Source organism: Rhodococcus sp. HNM0569, from assembly GCF_012726205.1.
GTDB lineage: Bacteria > Actinomycetota > Actinomycetes > Mycobacteriales > Mycobacteriaceae > Rhodococcus_F.
Genome location: NZ_JAASAE010000013.1, coordinates 73,070 through 88,535 on the forward strand (window position 1 = coordinate 73,070; position 15,466 = coordinate 88,535).

Genomic DNA, 15,466 nt, shown 5'->3' on the forward strand with positions numbered 1-15,466 from the left:
ACGGCATCAGTCACGATCGGCAGCTGCTCGGGTCCCGCCGCCACAGCGGTGTACTGCAATTCGACACGAAAAGAGTAGGGCTGTGACAGCACCAGAAGCGGATGCCGGATCCGCACGCGCCACCATCGGGGTGGTGCGCGAATCCGGCGACGGCGAGCGCCGGGTGGCGCGCGTGCCGAAGGTAGCGGCGACGTTGATCGGCAAGGGCGTCGACGTCGTCGTCGAGCCGGGGGCGGGCGCAGGAGCTTTGATCCCCGATGCGGCGTACGAGAGCGAAGGCGCGCGCCTCGGCGACGCGTGGTCGGCCGACGTCGTCGTCAAGGTGGCCCCGCCGTCCGGCGACGAGGTCGCGAAACTGCGCGCGGGGCAGACCGTCATCGGCTTCCTCGCACCGCGAAACGAAGGCAACCAGATCGCGGCGTTGAAGGACGCGGGGGTTCAGGCCTTTGCGATGGAAGCGATTCCGCGCATCTCGCGTGCTCAGGTGATGGACGCGCTGTCGTCGCAGGCGAACGTCTCCGGCTACAAGGCGACGCTGCTCGCGGCCACCGAGCTCACCCGGTTCTTCCCGATGCTCACCACGGCGGCCGGCACGGTCAAGCCCGCGTCGGTCCTCGTGCTCGGCGTCGGTGTCGCCGGCCTGCAGGCGCTCGCGACGGCCAAGCGGCTCGGGTCGCGCCCCACCGGCTACGACGTGCGCCCCGAGGTCGCCGACCAGGTGCGATCCGTCGGCGCGCAGTGGCTCGATCTCGGAATCGACGCGGCGGGCGAAGGCGGATACGCGCGTGAGCTCACCGACGACGAACGTGCCCAGCAGCAGCAGGCCCTGCAGGAGGCGATCGGCGGCTTCGATGTCGTCATCACCACCGCCCTCGTGCCGGGTCGTCCCGCACCCCGGCTGGTGACCGCGGCCGCGGTCGAGGCGATGAAGCCCGGCAGCGTCGTCGTCGACCTCGCGGGCGAGACCGGCGGCAACTGCGAACTGACGGTGCCGGGCGAGACGGTCGTGCGGCACGACGTCACGATCGCGTCGCCGCTCAATCTGCCTGCCACGATGCCCGAGCATTCGTCGGAGCTGTACGCGAAGAACGTCGCGGCGCTGCTGGGTCTCATGCTCGACGAGAACGGCGCGCTCGCACCGGATTTCTCCGACGAGGTGCTCTCCGCATCGTGCGTCACACGTGTCGCCGAGGAACAGGGGTAGAGGCATGTACACCGAACTGTTGTCCAACATCGCGATCCTGGTGCTGTCCGGGTTCGTCGGCTTCGCGGTCATCTCGAAGGTCCCCAACACCCTGCACACCCCGCTCATGTCGGGTACGAACGCGATCCACGGCATCGTCATGCTCGGTGCGCTCGTCGTGCTCGGCAAGGTCCACGACCCGTCGTGGGGTCTGCGCGTGATCCTGTTGGTGGCCTTGATCTTCGGCACCGTCAACGTGGTCGGCGGCTTCGTCGTCACCGACCGGATGCTCGCGATGTTCAAGACGAAGCCGGCCGACAAGGCCGGCAGCGCTGCGCAGGGGGATCACAAGTGACCTATCTCGTGAACGGCCTCTACATCGTGGCCTTCGCTCTGTTCATCTACGGCCTGATGGGTCTCACCGGCCCCAAGACGGCCGTGCGTGGCAACCAGATCGCCGCGGTCGGCATGCTCGTCGCGGTCGTCGCCACGCTCATCTCGATCCGTGACGCCGACTCGGCCAACTGGATCATCGTGGTCGTCGGCCTCGTCGTCGGCATCGCGCTTGGCGTCCCGCCCGCACTGCGGACCAAGATGACGGCGATGCCGCAGTTGGTGGCGCTGTTCAACGGCGTCGGTGGCGGCACGGTCGCGCTCATCGCGTGGTCCGAGTTCCTCGACTCGTCGGGCTTCACCAACTTCCATGGGGAACAGCCGGTCGCGCACATCGTCGTCGCGTCGCTGTTCGCGGCGATCATCGGCTCGGTGTCGTTCTGGGGCTCGGTCATCGCGTTCCTCAAGCTGCAGGAGACCCTGCCCGGAAAGCCGATCGGCATCGGCAGACTGCAGCAGCCGCTCAACGGTCTGCTGCTCGTCGGGGCAGTCGTGCTCGCGGTGGTCATCGGCGTCAAGGCGATCTCGCCGGAAGGCGCCACCAGCCAGTGGTGGATGGTCGGCGTCCTCGTGCTCGCGGGTGTGCTCGGTCTGATGGTGGTGCTGCCGATCGGCGGCGCGGACATGCCGGTCGTCATCTCGCTCCTGAACGCACTGACCGGCCTGTCGGCAGCGGCGGCGGGCCTCGCGCTCGACAATCAGGCGATGATCGTGGCGGGCATGATCGTCGGCGCGTCCGGCTCGATCCTGACCAACCTCATGGCCAAGGCGATGAACCGTTCGATCCCGGCGATCGTCGCGGGCGGCTTCGGTGGCGGCGCGGGTCCGGCCGCCGCGGCGGGCGACGAGAACCGCACCGTCACGTCGACCTCGGCGGCCGATGCGGCGATCCAGATGGCGTACGCCAACCAGGTGATCATCGTGCCCGGCTACGGGCTCGCGGTGGCGCAGGCGCAGCATTCGGTCAAGGACATGGCGAAACTGCTCGAGAGCAAGGGCGTCACCGTCAAGTACGCGATCCACCCGGTCGCAGGCCGCATGCCCGGTCACATGAACGTGCTGCTCGCCGAGGCCGACGTCGAGTACGACGCGATGAAGGAAATGGACGACATCAACGACGAGTTCGCGCGCACCGACGTCACGCTCGTCATCGGCGCCAACGACGTCACCAACCCGGCCGCCCGCGAGGACCCGTCGTCGCCGATCTACGGCATGCCGGTGCTCAACGTCGACCAGTCGAAGTCGGTGATCGTGCTCAAGCGGTCGATGTCGTCCGGCTTCGCGGGGATCGACAATCCGCTGTTCTACGCGCCCAACACGTCGATGCTGTTCGGCGATGCCAAGAAGATGGTGGGCGAGGTCATCGAGGAGCTCAAGGCCCTCTGAGCCCGTTCGACGAAAAAGGACGCAAGTTCGCCCGTGCGCATTCGATGCGCGCGGGCGAACTTGCGTCCGGGGTGGATGTGGGAACGGGGGTGACCGTCAGCGGTGCCGCACGAGGGCCATCGCGGCGGGGTCGGGACGCTGACGCTCGCGTTCGGCGGCGATCGGCGAGTACACCATGATGATCGACGCGACGGCCCACCAGATGGCGGTGATGGTGCCTGCGGCCGCGATGCCGGGCAGGCCCACCGGCTCGCTCGCGAGCGAGGCCGCGACGACGGCCAGGACCACGACGGCACCGAGGCCGGACACGACCGGCTTGAAGCGCGGCGACGCCACGAGCAGTCCGGTGCTGTAGACGGCCATCGCGGCGACGACATGTCCGCTCGGGAGGATCGCCTCGGGAGCGCCGTCGGCCCACACGCGCACGAGCGCCGAGCCCAGGTTGGCGCCGACCGTGAGGGTGAGGACCGCCGCGACGCCGTAGGAAAGGCGCCGGATCATGGCAACGACCGAAAGCACGACGGTGGCTGCCATCACGGTGGTGACGTCCACCGCGGTCAGGACAGGTTCGGCCATAGTTCGGATCTGTTCGGGAAACTGCATCGCAGTCGAATCGGGGCGCAGGAGATACAGCGCCACGAGTGCGATCGCACCGGTAGCGGCAAGGGAGAGAAGGCGGACGCTGCGCTGCGTCCGACGGGCCGAATCTGTCACGCTGACCAGGATGCCAAAGACGCCTGGCCTCCCGAAATCGCGTTTTGTGTGATCTTGGTCAAAGTGCCCTGCGAGGCCGGACAATTCGGGCGCCGGCGCTCGCCGCGAGGACGCAGAACAGTGGAATGACCATGGCGAGCGTGAGTGGAATAACATGCGCGGACCACCCGATCAAAGCGGGACCCGCGAGAAGTCCGACGTAACCCATCCCGACGACACGCGACATGTCGGTGCCCGGTGCGCCGTCCTGAAGGTTGCCTGCGGCGGTGAAGATCTGCGGGATGCCGCCCGAGAGCCCCAGCCCGAACAGTGCCCACCCGGCGAGCGTGAGCGGCAGTGTCAGGCCCGTGGCGACGAGCGCGATACCGACCGCCGCGAGCGCGCAGCCGTAGCGCACGACCGCGACCGGCCCGAGGGTGTGGCTCACGCGGTCCGCGGCGAACCGGCCGAGCGTCATCGTCGTCGAGAACGCGCCGAATGCGAAGGCGGCGGTCGCATCGCTCGCGCCGAATTCCTCCTTCACCTGCAACGTGCTCCAGTCGTTCGCCGCGCCCTCGGCGAGGAGCAAGCCGAAGGCGAGGGCGCCGAGGGCGACGACCCTTCCCGACGGGCGGCGGCGCCGGGGGCCGGGCGGAGGCGTGTCGGCGTGATGTCGTGGGGACGGCAACAGGCTGGGCGTCGCGCACGCGACGACGACGAACCCGGCCGCGCCGCCGGCCCCCAGTGTGGCGGCCGGTGCGAGCGCGCCGCCGAGCGCCGCGGCCCCGGCGAGTGAACCCGCGACGCCACCGATCGAGAACAAGGCGTGGAAGGCCGACATGATCGGCCTTCCGTAGCGGCGCTCCGCGAGTACGGCCTGCGCGTTCATCGACACGTCGAGCGCCCCGTTTCCGAAGCCGAACAAGGCGAGCGCGAGGCCCAGCTGCCAGGCGTTCGACGCGAGAGCGGGCCCGACCGCCGCCGCGGCCAGGATCGTGCCCGCGGCGGCGACCATCCGGGCGCTGCCGATCCGGTCGGCGAGCGGACCGCTCAACTGCATGCCCGCGATCGCGCCGAGGGCGAGGACGAGCAGCAGGCTGCCGAGCGTCGGGTGGCTCACACCCGTGCGCTCCTGCACCGTCGGGATGTGTACGACCCACAGTCCCATCAGGAAACCGTTGGTCGCGAACACGGCGAAGATCGCTACGCGTGCTCGACGTGTGCGTTGCACCTCGTTTTCGCTCCCGTCCATGCCGTGGGAAACCGTCCCCGACCACTGTCGCAGCACCGGCCGTGGAGCGCCGGGCTTCGCGTGCGGCGCCCGCGGCGTCCCGAAGCGACGGTGCCAGGCGTTAGTCTCTTGCGCGTGAATGCTGTAGGGATCGACGAAGATGCCGTGTCCGCCTGGATTGCCGGACTGGGCGTCGGGGCCGTGGCTCCGCTCGCCTTCGAGCGGATCGGAAACGGCCAGTCCAATCTCACCTACTCGGTGACCGATGCGGGCGGCGGGCGCTGGGTACTGCGCCGTCCCCCGCTGGGCACGTTGCTGTCGTCGGCACACGATGTCGTCCGTGAGCACCGCATCCTGTCTGCGCTGCAGTTCTCGAAGGTGCCGGTCCCCAAGATCCTCGGCCTCACCGAGGACCCCGCGATCACCGACGCACCGCTCGTGCTCATGAGCTATGTCGCGGGCACCGTCGTCGACAGCGTCAACGCCGCCGAGACGCTCACGCCGGAGCAGCGCGCCGCGATCGGTGCCTCGATGCCGCGCACGCTCGCGCGGATCCACGCCGTCGACCTCGAGGACACGGGTCTGGCCGACCTCGCGAGCCACGCTCCGTACGCGCCACGTCAGATCAAGCGCTGGAAAGCGCAGTGGGAGAAGTCGAAGACGCGCGAGGTCGCGGCGGTCGACGAACTCGCCGACCTGCTCGAACGCAATGCGCCCGAGCAGACCGAGGTCACGCTCGTGCACGGCGACTTCCACCTCAACAACGTCATCGTCGACCCGGAGAGCGGCGACATCCTGTCGGTCCTCGACTGGGAACTCGCGACGCTCGGCGACCCGCTCGCGGATGTCGGAGCGCTGCTCGCCTACTGGTCGCAGGCCGACGACAAGGTCGCCGGGCCGTTCATGGCGTCCACGCTCGAGGGCTTCCCGACGCGCGACGAACTCGCCGCGCTGTACGCCGAGCGCACCGGTCGCGACGTCGCAGCCGTGGGTTACTGGCACGCGCTCGCGTTGTGGAAGCTCGCGATCATCGCCGAGGGGGTACTGCGCCGCATCGTCGACGACCCCCGCAACCGTGCCGACTCGGGTGCTCCCACTGCGGCGCTGGTCGACGGCATCATCGACCGCGCGGTGGAAACCGCTCGCGCTCAGGGGCTTTCGTAGGATCCGCTCGTCGGCGCCTCGGGCAGGCGGGGTGCCGACGAGGGTTTCGTCTGCGGAAAGCACTCCCGCACAAGGTCCTCCATGGCGGGCACCGCGACGGATGCGCCGGGGGATGCGCCCAGCAGACCGGCGATCGACCGGTCTTCGGACATCACGAGTTCGGTTCCCGAGCGTAGTGCGCCGCCACGGTCCGGATCGGGTGTCACCAGTTGCGCGCGTTGCCCGGCCGCGAAGAACTCCCAGTGATCCCGATCGGCTTCGGGGTAGAAGCGGCGCAACTGCGCGAACTTCCTCCGGTCGGATGCGAGGAGCTGTCCGATCAGGTATCGGACGAGACCGAGGTTGTCGCGGAGGGCGGCGGCGAGCACGGGCAGGTTGTGCCACTGCAGCGTCGCGAAGAAGTCGACGAGGCTGCCGTGCTTCAGCAGGCGCGTGCTGAACATCGCGTACGGGCCGAACATCACGTGCCCTCTGCCGTCGACCATGCGTTTGTCGAGGTGAGGAACCGACATCGGTGGCGCGCCCACGTCCGCCTGGCCGTACACCTTGCCCTCGTGGTGCTCGACGACCTCTGCTCGGGAGCACCGGAAGAAGCCCGCGCCCACCGGTAGGACGCCGTAGCCTCTCACCTCGGGCACGCCTCCCTGCTGCAACAGGCGCAGCGCCCGCCCTCCCGCCCCGACGAAGACGAATGCGGCGTGGATGCGAAAGGCTCCACCGTCCTTCGTGTTCTTTCCGGTGACGGTCCATCCACCTTCGGCTCGGCGGTACAGGCGGCGAACCTCGTGTGAGGTGGCGATCGTTCCTCCCGACCGTGCGACCAGCTCGCCGAGCGTGCGAGTGAGAGCGCCGAAGTCGATGTCGGTGCCGTGCCGGTGGCGGGTTGCCGCCATGGGTTCCGGGGCGTGTCTGCCCCGCATCGTGAGGGGAGCCCACTGTGCGATGACGTCGGGATCCTCCGTGTACTCCATGTCGCGGAAGCGCGGGTCGCGGACGAGCGTGGCGAAGCGCCGTCGCAGGTACTCCACGTCTCGGTTGCCGAATACGAGATCGATGTGCGGTGTCGGGTGGAGGAAGTCGGCGGTGTCGAGAAGCCCGCGGCGTTCGAGCGCGGACCACCAGTCGCGCGTCCTCGCGTAGAGGTCGGCCACGGCCTGTGGTCCACGAGGATCTTCCGGGTCGGGCATGTAATTGAGTTCGCAGTAGCCGGAGTGACCGGTTCCGGCATTGTTCCACGCCGACGAGCTTTCGGCTGCCAGTGAGCCGGCACGCTCGACCAGCGTGATCCGTCGTGTCGGCTCGTCGAGAGCGAGCATCGCTGCGAGCGTGGTCGACATGATGCCGCCGCCGATGAGCAGGATGTCGGTCTCGGACGTGACTGTCGTGGCCCCCCGCCGGATCGTCGGCGTTCGTCGAACTGTCATGTGCCGCTGTCCTTTCGGGATCGGATTCGTCGCTCCCCACTCTGCTCGACCGAATACGTTCCGTCCAATGAATGATCGGGTATATATAATCCGCGAATGGATGAATTGATGGCCAGGCTCGCACCGCACCTGAGCGCGCTGAACGCACTTGCCGTGCAGGACGGGCACATGACTCGTGCGGCGCAGGCCCTGGGCATTCCGCAGTCGTCGATGAGTCGGCGTATTCATCTCCTCGAACGCGAGCTCGGCACACCGCTCCTGGTGCCGCGCGGCCGCACCGTCACCCTCACGCCTGCCGCCGAACGACTTGCCCGCCGTGTCCGCGGCCCACTGCGCGAAATGGCCGACGCCCTCGACGATCTCGCCGGCGAGGCGGATGCCGACCACGGCACGGTGCGCTTCGGCTTTCCGCTGACGATGGGATCCGGCCGGGTGCCGGCTCTGCTCGCTGCATTCCACCGCGAGGTTCCGGGGGTGCACCTGCACCTCGAGCAGGCGCACGGATCCGACCTCGCCTCGAGGCTCCGGGAAGGAGAAGTGGATGTCGCGGTGGTGATTCCGCCGCCCGAGGGTATCGAGCACGTGATCGTCGACGTGCAGACGATCACGGCCGTGTTGCCGTCCGGACACTCTCTCGCGCACCAGCCGCGACTCGGATTGGCGGACCTACGGCACGATCCGTTCGTGGCGAATCCGTCCACCTACAACCTGCGTCGGTCGACCGACTCGTGGTGCCGTGCCGCCGGCTTCACGCCGGACATCACGATCGAGGTCACCGAGTTCGCGACTATGCGCGAGTTGGTCGGCCGTGGTCTCGGTGTCGCCTTGTTGCCGCACGCCGACCGAACGGCATCCGGGACCGTGGAGATTCCGCTCGAGCCGGACACGTGCAGACGCGACGTGGCGCTCGCGTGGGGACCGACCGGCCGCACTCCCGTTGCGCAACGTCTGCGTCGATACATGCTCGAACACTGGCGGATGCCTGTGGGCAGCTGAGAACTATCCCGCGTTGCGGTCGTCGACCACGATCGTGGCGGCGGCAGTCCGGATCGCTTCGGGGATCGCCACCGGGGTGCGGGTGTCGCGGTCGACGTAGACGTGGACGAACCGTGCGGTCGCGGCGGGAACGAGAGCGTCTCCCTCCACGCGGAAAACGGCGAGCGAGTACACGATGCTGCGGGTGCCGAGTCGCTCGACGGCGATACCCACCTGCAGCGCATCGGGGAAGCTCAGTTCGCGCAGGTAACGGCAGGACGTCTCGGCGACGATGCCGATCGCGGGCAAGTCCCGGATGTCGGTGTCCGTCGACGACATCAGCCAGGCGTTGACCGCGGTGTCGAGGTAGGCGTAGTACGTGACGTTGTTGACGTGACCGTAGTGATCGTTGTCGGCCCACCTGGTCGGCACCGGCCACAGCACCGGATACGACTGGGGGTCGGGCAGCGACTGTGCATGCGGCTGGTCGGAAGTGCTCACGGGCGCCGAGCCTATCGAGTCCGCTCGACGGCCTCACGGCGAGCAGTCGTCGGGAGCGACTGCGCGGTAACCCGGCACGCCGCGACCGTACCCGTCGACAATGAGCGTCATGAGCGAGATCAGTGTCGTCCAGGGAGACATCACGGCGCTCGAGGTGGACGCCGTCGTCAACGCCGCCAACTCGTCGCTGCTGGGCGGCGGGGGAGTGGACGGCGCGATCCACCGCGCAGGTGGGCCGGAGATCCTCGACGAGACGCGCGCATTGCGGGAATCGACGCTGCCGGACGGCCTCCCGGCAGGCCGGGCAGTCGCGACGACCGCGGGAAAACTGCCGGCACGGTGGGTGATCCACACGGTCGGTCCCGTGTACGCGAAGAACGAGGACCGGTCGGCGACGCTGCGCAGCGCGTACACCGCGAGCCTCGACGTCGCCCGCGAACTCGGTGCCCGCTCCGTCGCCTTCCCGATCATCTCGTCGGGGGTCTACGGGTGGCCCGCCGACGACGCGGTGCGCCAGGCGGTGCGGGCGATCGAGTCGTCGGACGCGCAGATCGCGCAGGTCGTGCTCGTCGCATACGACGACGCGATGGCCGCACGGTTACGTGAGGCGCTCGCTCACTCGCGTGAGTAGACCGAGGCGGCGGCGATCAGATCGTCGGCGGGGCGCACGCCCGTGTAGAGGACGAACTGCTCGGCAGCCTGCAGCGCGATGACCTGGGCGCCCGTCACGACGGGCGTGCCCGCGTCGGTGGCGGCCCGCACCAGCGGGGTGTCCGGCGGCGACGCGACGACGTCGAACACCAGCGACGCGCGATCGACGGCCTCCCGAGTGAAGGCGAGCGTGTCCGCGTCCGGCCCGCCCGCCATGCCGATCGGCGTGGCGTTGATCAGCACGTCCGGCGAACGGTCGGCGAGGTCGGGCGCCCACGTGAAGCCGTAGCGCTCGGCGAGCGCACGCCCGGTGCGTTCGTTGCGGGCGGCGACCACGCACTCGGTGACGCCCGCGGCGCGCACCGCGGCGACCACGGCCTTCGCCATGCCGCCACTGCCCGCGACGGCCGCGGTGTGGTTACCCGACACGCTGTGCTCGGCGAGCAACCGGGCGACCGCCTGGTAGTCGGTGTTGTAGGCGTGCAGCACGCCGTCGTCGTTGACGATCGTGTTGACCGAGTCGATGGCGGCGGCCGAGTCGTGCACGACGTCGACCAGTCCGAGGACGTCCTCCTTGAACGGCATCGAGACGCCGCACCCGCGGATGCCGAGCGCTCGGATGCCGGTGACCGCGCCCGCGATGTCGTCGGTGGTCATGGCCTTGTACACGAAATTCATGCCGAGCGCGGCATACAGATAGTTGTGGAACCGGGTGCCGATGTTGCTGGGCCTGCCGGACAGCGAGATGCACAGTCGAGTGTCCCGATTCAGGACGTTCATGGTGGCCGGGACATGGGGTGTGCCCGGCGCGTCGGTCGGATCCGGTACCTGCACGGTGTGGACTCTACCGACCGTCAGCATCGGTCGGCTATGCGTGCGAGCACGGCGTGGTCGGCCTCGGTGACCGGCAGATCGTAGGCGAGCGCGACCGTGAGGTACTTGCCCGCGTAGAAACAGTGCATCGACGGAGCGGGCGGCAGCCAGTCGGACGGCGTGCCGTCGCCCTTGTCCTGGTTGTCGCGAGCGCCCACCGCGAGGAGGTTGACCGCGACGTCGTTCGCGAACCGCATCCGCCGGTCGAGCGGCCACTGCGACGCGCCCAGATCCCACGCCGCCGCGAGCGGGAACACGTGATCGATCTGCACGGCTCGCGCCTCCGAGCGGTCGAACTCGCGGGTGGTGCCCGAGTACGGATCGGCGAGCACGCCCCTGTCGACTATGCAGTCGCCGGTGCCGGAGCGGAACGAGACGTCGGTGAGCGTCTGCGCGAGAACGTTGTTGCGGGTGTCGCACCCGTCGTGCCCGCCAGGCGCGTCCTGCGCATCCGACCACGCGGGCCCGAACACGCAGCCTTCGCCCGAGCCGCACCCCCGCGAATAGCCGCCCGGCCGCGGGCGTGCCGCGACGACGTCGACCGACGCGAGCAACATGCGGACGTGCTCCGCGGTCGGGCTGCCCGGGGCAGGTGCCACCGTGGCCTGGTCGACGAGCCAGCCGCCCGCGAGCGCCGCCACGACCCCGGCCGCAGCCGCCACGAAGACGGTGCGCACCGACACCCGGTTGCGCCGCAACCACACCCGATCGACTCTCCCCATGCGTCCCCCCGGCGCTCGAAGTCGATCGGACAGTACCCGGCCCCGCCGACATGCGCCGGTCGACCGCCGACGAACACAGGTGTCGGACGAACGGCAGTGTCAGACGAACGGCAGGGGCGACGCCGCGATCGAGCTCATGTCGCGGCCGTCGTGGCCGATGAGCCACATACCGCCTTCCGCGCGGCAGTCGGCGACCGTTTCGAGGATGCGGAGCAGAAAGAAGACCGCGTCGCTCGGCTCCCGCGTGAGCGCGACCTGGTGAGACTCGCCGGGCCGCGGCCCGTCGAGCCACACACCGCGCCTGCCGTCGAGTCGCGCGGTGACCACGCTGTCGGCGTCGACGAACGCGTATTTCCGTTCCTCCCAGGGGGTTTCCGCGGCGTACTCCTGGTCGAGCACCTGGATCACGATGTTCACGTCCTTGGCCTTCCACTCGATTCCGTCGGGAGCCGCTCGTCGGCGCGCACGTCGAGCACGACCTTGCCCGCCGCGTGCCCGGACTCGACCGACGCGAGCGCCGCGCCGGCTTCGGCGAACGGGAAGACCCGTGTGACATGAGCGTCCAGGTCGCCGGACGCGACCAGCTGCGCGATCTCGCCGAACACCTGGCTCGTGCGCCTGCGGGTGACGCCACCACCGCCCAGCGCGGCCGCCTGCGCGGGATCGGCGACGCTGACCACGCGCGCACCGCTCGCCGCGTCCGCCACGTCGGCGAGTACGTCTCCTCCCACGAGATCGAACACCGCGTCGACCGCCGTGCCGACTCGGCTCCCGGCGCCGGCTCCGGATTCGACCCATCTCGCCCCGGTCGAGGTGACGAAGCGTTCCTTCGCCGGGCTCGCGATTCCGATCGCGTTCAGCCCGCGCAGCCGCGCGAGCGAGAGCGCTGCGCTGCCGACTCCGCCCCCGGCACCGATCACCAGGAGGGTCGAGCCTGCAGGCAGTGCGAGTCGGTCGAGGGCGTCGTACGCCGTGCCGAGCGCGACCGGGATCGTCGCGGCGTCCGTGAACGCGACTGTCGCGGGTTTGTGCGCCGTGGACGCGGAGTTGACGACGGTCGACTGTGCGTAGCCGCCGAACCCGGCGGCGGTCGACCCGAGGACCTCGTCGCCCACCGAGAAGCGCGTCTCGTCCTCACCGACCGCCGTGACGACTCCCGCCACCTCGCGGCCCAGCACGGCGGGCAGTGCGACGGGCACGCTGTCCCTGCGCAGACCCGACCGGACCTTCCAGTCGGCAGGGTTGACCCCGGCGGCGACGACCGCGACCTGCACCTGGCCGGGCCCGGGCGTGGCCACCGGAAGGTCGAGGAACTGTTGCGTCTCGGGACCGCCGTACTCGGTGAAGCCGTATGCAAGGGCCATGCCGACACTGTGCCACTCCCGCGGCGCCTGCCCACGAGCTTCGGTCGGTACCTGCTGGAAGAATGGGGGGATGCTGCACGGCCTCTGGATTCCCGGCTCGGGTCTGCTCGTGTGGGAGGACGACGTCGCCGTGCACACGCCGCCCGCAGCGCCGAGTGTCGTCGACGAGGTCCTGGCCCGTCGCAAGCGGCACACGGCCAAGGTTCCGCTGCCCACGGCGGACGGCTGGGAGTGGACGACGCAGCCCGCGGTCGCGTTCGCGCCACCGGACGCGGCGGCGTTGCTGCTCGCGATGCCGGTCGGCGACGCGCGAGTGTCCGGCGACCTGCGCTATCTGGCGCACGTCGTGCGCGGCGTCGCGGAGTGGGTTCGGGCGGGCCGCGTCGTACCCGCGGTCGACCGCGGGTACGACGCGTGGTGGCCCCGGTGGCGGCTCGTGGGAGGTGAGGCGCAGCGCGCGTGGTCGAGCGAGCTGCTCGCGTCGATGCCGCCTGTGCAGCGTGTCGACGCTGTGCCGCGCGCGGTGCTCGACGACCTGCTGGGCGAACTCACCGACCCGGTCGTCCGGCTGTCTTTTCCGGCGCGCACCGGTACGCATCCGTTCGTGCGCGCGCTCGACGACGCCACCGACTACCCCGACTCGACACCGAGCACGGCCGAGGCGTTCGCCACGTGGCGCGCGAGCCTCACCGCGGGCGAGCCCGCACTGGTGCTGCGGCTGGCCGAACCCGACGACCTCGGAGACACCGACTCCGCGGACGACACGCTGTGGCGCCTCGAGGTGTGCCTGCGGCCGGAAGGCGAGGCGCCGCAGCCGATCGAGTTGCACCGCACCGACCGTGCGCAACTCGAGTTCGGGGTCCGCAAGTTGCAGGACGCGCTGCACGCATATCCGCGCCTGCGGGACGTGCCGAGCGATCCCGGCAGCCTCGATCTGTTGCTGCCCACCGCCGTGGTGGTCGACCTGGTCTCGCACGGCGTCCAGGTGTTGCAGGACGCGGGCATCGCGGTGCTGCTGCCGCGCGCGTGGACCACTGCGTCGCCGTCGCTGCGCCTGCGGGTGAGTTCGCCGTCCTCGCCTGCGACGGCGGAGGGACAGGGCCTCGGCACCTCGCAGATCGTCGACTACCACTGGGAACTCGCGCTGGGCGATGTCGTCCTCACCGCCGACGAGATGCACCGTCTCGCGTCGGCGCAGGGCGACCTCGTTCGTCTGCGCGGCGAGTGGGTCCGCGCCGACGCCGACGTGCTTGCGCGCGCCGCACGGTATGTCACCGAGCGTCACGCGAGCGGCGACCGCGCGGTCGTGGATCTGCTCGCGGAACTGCTCGAGGACGACGCGCGCGGCCTGCCGGTCGACGAGATCACGGCGACCGGATGGGCATCGGCGCTGCTCGAGCCCGGGCGCTCGCCGGACCCGGTGCCGTCGCCCCCCGGGGTGCACGCGACTTTGCGGCCGTATCAGCAGCGAGGCCTCGACTGGCTCGCGTTCATGAGCGCGCGTGGCCTCGGCGCGGTGCTCGCCGACGACATGGGGCTCGGCAAGACGTTGCAGGTCCTCGCGCTGATCGCGCACGAACGGGCCGTGTCGTCAGGGCCGGTGCCGCCCACCCTGCTCGTGTGCCCGATGTCCGTGGTGGGCAACTGGCAGCGCGAAGCAGCACGGTTCGTGCCGGATCTGCGGGTGCTGGTACACCACGGCACGTCGCGCGCGGAGGGCGACGCACTCGCCGCGGCGGTCGCGGGGTCCGATCTGGTGCTCACGACGTACGCGCTGCTCGCCCGCGACATCGCGGATCTGAAGGAGCAGCCATGGCGACGCATCGTTCTGGACGAAGCGCAGCACGTCAAGAATCCACGCACCGCCGCGGCACGGGCCGCGCGTGCGGTGCCCGCCGAGCACCGGCTCGCTCTCACCGGCACGCCCGTGGAGAACCGCCTGTCCGAACTCCGGTCGATCCTCGACTTCGCCAACCGTGGCGTTCTGGGCTCGGAGGCGTTGTTCCGCAGCAGGTTCGAGATTCCCATCGAGCGCGAGCAGGACGCGGCCGCGGCGGCACGGTTGCGGTCGGTCACCGCGCCGTTCGTGTTGCGGCGCGTCAAAACCGATCCCGCCGTCATCTCGGACCTGCCGGACAAGCTCGAGTTGACCGTGCGCGCCAATCTCACCACCGAGCAGGCGTCGCTGTACCGAGCGGTGGTCGACGACATGCTGACGCAGATCGAGGACAGCAAGGGCATGGGCCGTAAAGGCCTCGTGTTGTCGACGCTCGCGAAGCTCAAGCAGGTGTGCAACCACCCCGCACATTTCGCGAAGGACGGCTCGGCGCTGGTCCGTCGTGGCACGCACCGGTCGGGCAAGCTCGCCCTCGTCGACGACATCCTCGAGTCGGTTCTCGCCGACGACGAGAAAGCGTTGCTGTTCACCCAGTTCCGCGAGTTCGGCGACATGCTCGCGCCGTACCTCGCGGCGCGCTTCGGCGCCGAGGTCCCGTTCCTGCACGGCGGCGTGTCCAAGCCCAGGCGCGATCGCATGGTCGAGGAGTTCCAGGATTCCGGTGGCCCGCCGATCATGCTGCTCTCGCTCAAGGCGGGCGGCACGGGCCTCAACCTGACGGCCGCCAATCACGTCGTGCACCTCGACCGGTGGTGGAACCCAGCAGTCGAGAACCAGGCCACCGACCGCGCGTTTCGCATCGGCCAGCGCAAGGACGTGCAGGTGCGCAAGCTCGTGTGCGTCGGCACGCTCGAGGAGCGGATCGACCAGATGATCGCCGGCAAGCAGGAACTCGCCGATCTCACGGTCGGTGCGGGGGAGAACTGGATCACCGAGATGAGCAGCGACGAGCTCAACGATCTGCTCGCGCTCGGCGACGATGCGGTAGGCGAGTGAGTAATGGCAGGTG

At 69.7% G+C, this 15,466-nt stretch carries 15 protein-coding genes; 7 read left to right on the forward strand and 8 right to left on the reverse strand.

Features of this window, described 5'->3' with window-relative positions:
* Positions 1 to 82: 82 nt before the first annotated feature.
* Genes HCA44_RS16715 through HCA44_RS16725 form a run of 3 tightly spaced genes read left to right on the forward strand, consistent with a single transcriptional unit; the run spans position 83 to position 2,962 of the window.
* Positions 83 to 1,204, forward strand: a complete 1,122-nt coding sequence (locus tag HCA44_RS16715) for an NAD(P) transhydrogenase subunit alpha (RefSeq protein ID WP_169650404.1) — start codon at positions 83 to 85, stop codon at positions 1,202 to 1,204.
* Positions 1,205 to 1,208: 4 nt separating this feature from the next.
* Complete coding sequence (locus HCA44_RS16720) at positions 1,209 to 1,538, forward strand: NAD(P) transhydrogenase subunit alpha (protein ID WP_169650406.1); 330 nt, start codon at positions 1,209 to 1,211, stop codon at positions 1,536 to 1,538.
* Positions 1,535 to 2,962, forward strand: a complete 1,428-nt coding sequence (locus HCA44_RS16725) for an NAD(P)(+) transhydrogenase (Re/Si-specific) subunit beta (RefSeq protein ID WP_169650407.1) — start codon at positions 1,535 to 1,537, stop codon at positions 2,960 to 2,962. Before HCA44_RS16720 ends, HCA44_RS16725 begins: the two co-directional genes overlap by 4 nt.
* A gap of 96 nt (positions 2,963 to 3,058) precedes the next feature.
* Here HCA44_RS16725 and HCA44_RS16730 read toward each other — a convergent pair whose 3' ends face one another.
* Positions 3,059 to 3,676, reverse strand: coding sequence for a hypothetical protein (locus HCA44_RS16730; RefSeq protein WP_169650408.1), 618 nt, complete (start codon positions 3,674 to 3,676; stop codon positions 3,059 to 3,061).
* A gap of 58 nt (positions 3,677 to 3,734) precedes the next feature.
* Entirely contained in the window at positions 3,735 to 4,907 is a 1,173-nt protein-coding gene (locus HCA44_RS16735; RefSeq protein ID WP_169650409.1) for an MFS transporter, read from the reverse strand.
* Between the two features lie 114 nt (positions 4,908 to 5,021).
* On the opposite strand from HCA44_RS16735, the gene HCA44_RS16740 reads away from it, so the two are divergent.
* A complete protein-coding gene (locus HCA44_RS16740) occupies positions 5,022 to 6,050 on the forward strand; it encodes a phosphotransferase family protein (protein ID WP_169650410.1) in 1,029 nt (342 codons plus the stop codon).
* Here the strand turns inward: HCA44_RS16740 and HCA44_RS16745 are convergent.
* Positions 6,035 to 7,474, reverse strand: a complete 1,440-nt coding sequence (locus HCA44_RS16745; protein ID WP_169650411.1) for a malate:quinone oxidoreductase — start codon at positions 7,472 to 7,474, stop codon at positions 6,035 to 6,037. The two genes, HCA44_RS16740 and HCA44_RS16745, sit on opposite strands and share 16 nt — an antisense overlap.
* A gap of 96 nt (positions 7,475 to 7,570) precedes the next feature.
* Between HCA44_RS16745 and HCA44_RS16750 the strand changes: the two genes are divergently transcribed.
* A complete protein-coding gene (locus tag HCA44_RS16750) occupies positions 7,571 to 8,470 on the forward strand; it encodes a LysR family transcriptional regulator (protein ID WP_169650412.1) in 900 nt (299 codons plus the stop codon).
* Positions 8,471 to 8,473: 3 nt separating this feature from the next.
* Here HCA44_RS16750 and HCA44_RS16755 read toward each other — a convergent pair whose 3' ends face one another.
* Entirely contained in the window at positions 8,474 to 8,950 is a 477-nt protein-coding gene (locus tag HCA44_RS16755; protein WP_169650413.1) for a thioesterase family protein, read from the reverse strand.
* Positions 8,951 to 9,059: 109 nt separating this feature from the next.
* Here HCA44_RS16755 and HCA44_RS16760 point away from each other — a divergent pair, with 109 nt between their 5' ends.
* The gene (locus HCA44_RS16760) at positions 9,060 to 9,581 is read left to right on the forward strand and encodes an O-acetyl-ADP-ribose deacetylase (RefSeq protein WP_169650414.1); all 522 of its coding nucleotides are present in this window, start codon (positions 9,060 to 9,062) and stop codon (positions 9,579 to 9,581) included.
* Here HCA44_RS16760 and HCA44_RS16765 read toward each other — a convergent pair.
* The 4 genes from HCA44_RS16765 to HCA44_RS16780 form a co-directional block, all read right to left on the reverse strand.
* Positions 9,566 to 10,381, reverse strand: a complete 816-nt coding sequence (locus HCA44_RS16765; protein WP_169650501.1) for a shikimate 5-dehydrogenase — start codon at positions 10,379 to 10,381, stop codon at positions 9,566 to 9,568. The genes HCA44_RS16760 and HCA44_RS16765 overlap by 16 nt on opposite strands.
* Positions 10,382 to 10,455: 74 nt before the next feature.
* Positions 10,456 to 11,196, reverse strand: a complete 741-nt coding sequence (locus HCA44_RS16770) for an HNH endonuclease family protein (protein ID WP_169650415.1) — start codon at positions 11,194 to 11,196, stop codon at positions 10,456 to 10,458.
* A gap of 99 nt (positions 11,197 to 11,295) precedes the next feature.
* On the reverse strand, positions 11,296 to 11,613 hold the full coding sequence (locus HCA44_RS16775; protein WP_169650416.1) for a hypothetical protein: 318 nt from the start codon (positions 11,611 to 11,613) through the stop codon (positions 11,296 to 11,298).
* Complete coding sequence (locus HCA44_RS16780) at positions 11,610 to 12,560, reverse strand: NADP-dependent oxidoreductase (RefSeq protein WP_169650418.1); 951 nt, start codon at positions 12,558 to 12,560, stop codon at positions 11,610 to 11,612. Before HCA44_RS16780 ends, HCA44_RS16775 begins: the two co-directional genes overlap by 4 nt.
* Before the next feature lie 70 nt (positions 12,561 to 12,630).
* Between HCA44_RS16780 and HCA44_RS16785 the strand changes: the two genes are divergently transcribed.
* Positions 12,631 to 15,453, forward strand: coding sequence for a DEAD/DEAH box helicase (locus HCA44_RS16785; protein WP_169650420.1), 2,823 nt, complete (start codon positions 12,631 to 12,633; stop codon positions 15,451 to 15,453).
* Positions 15,454 to 15,466: the final 13 nt, after the last annotated feature.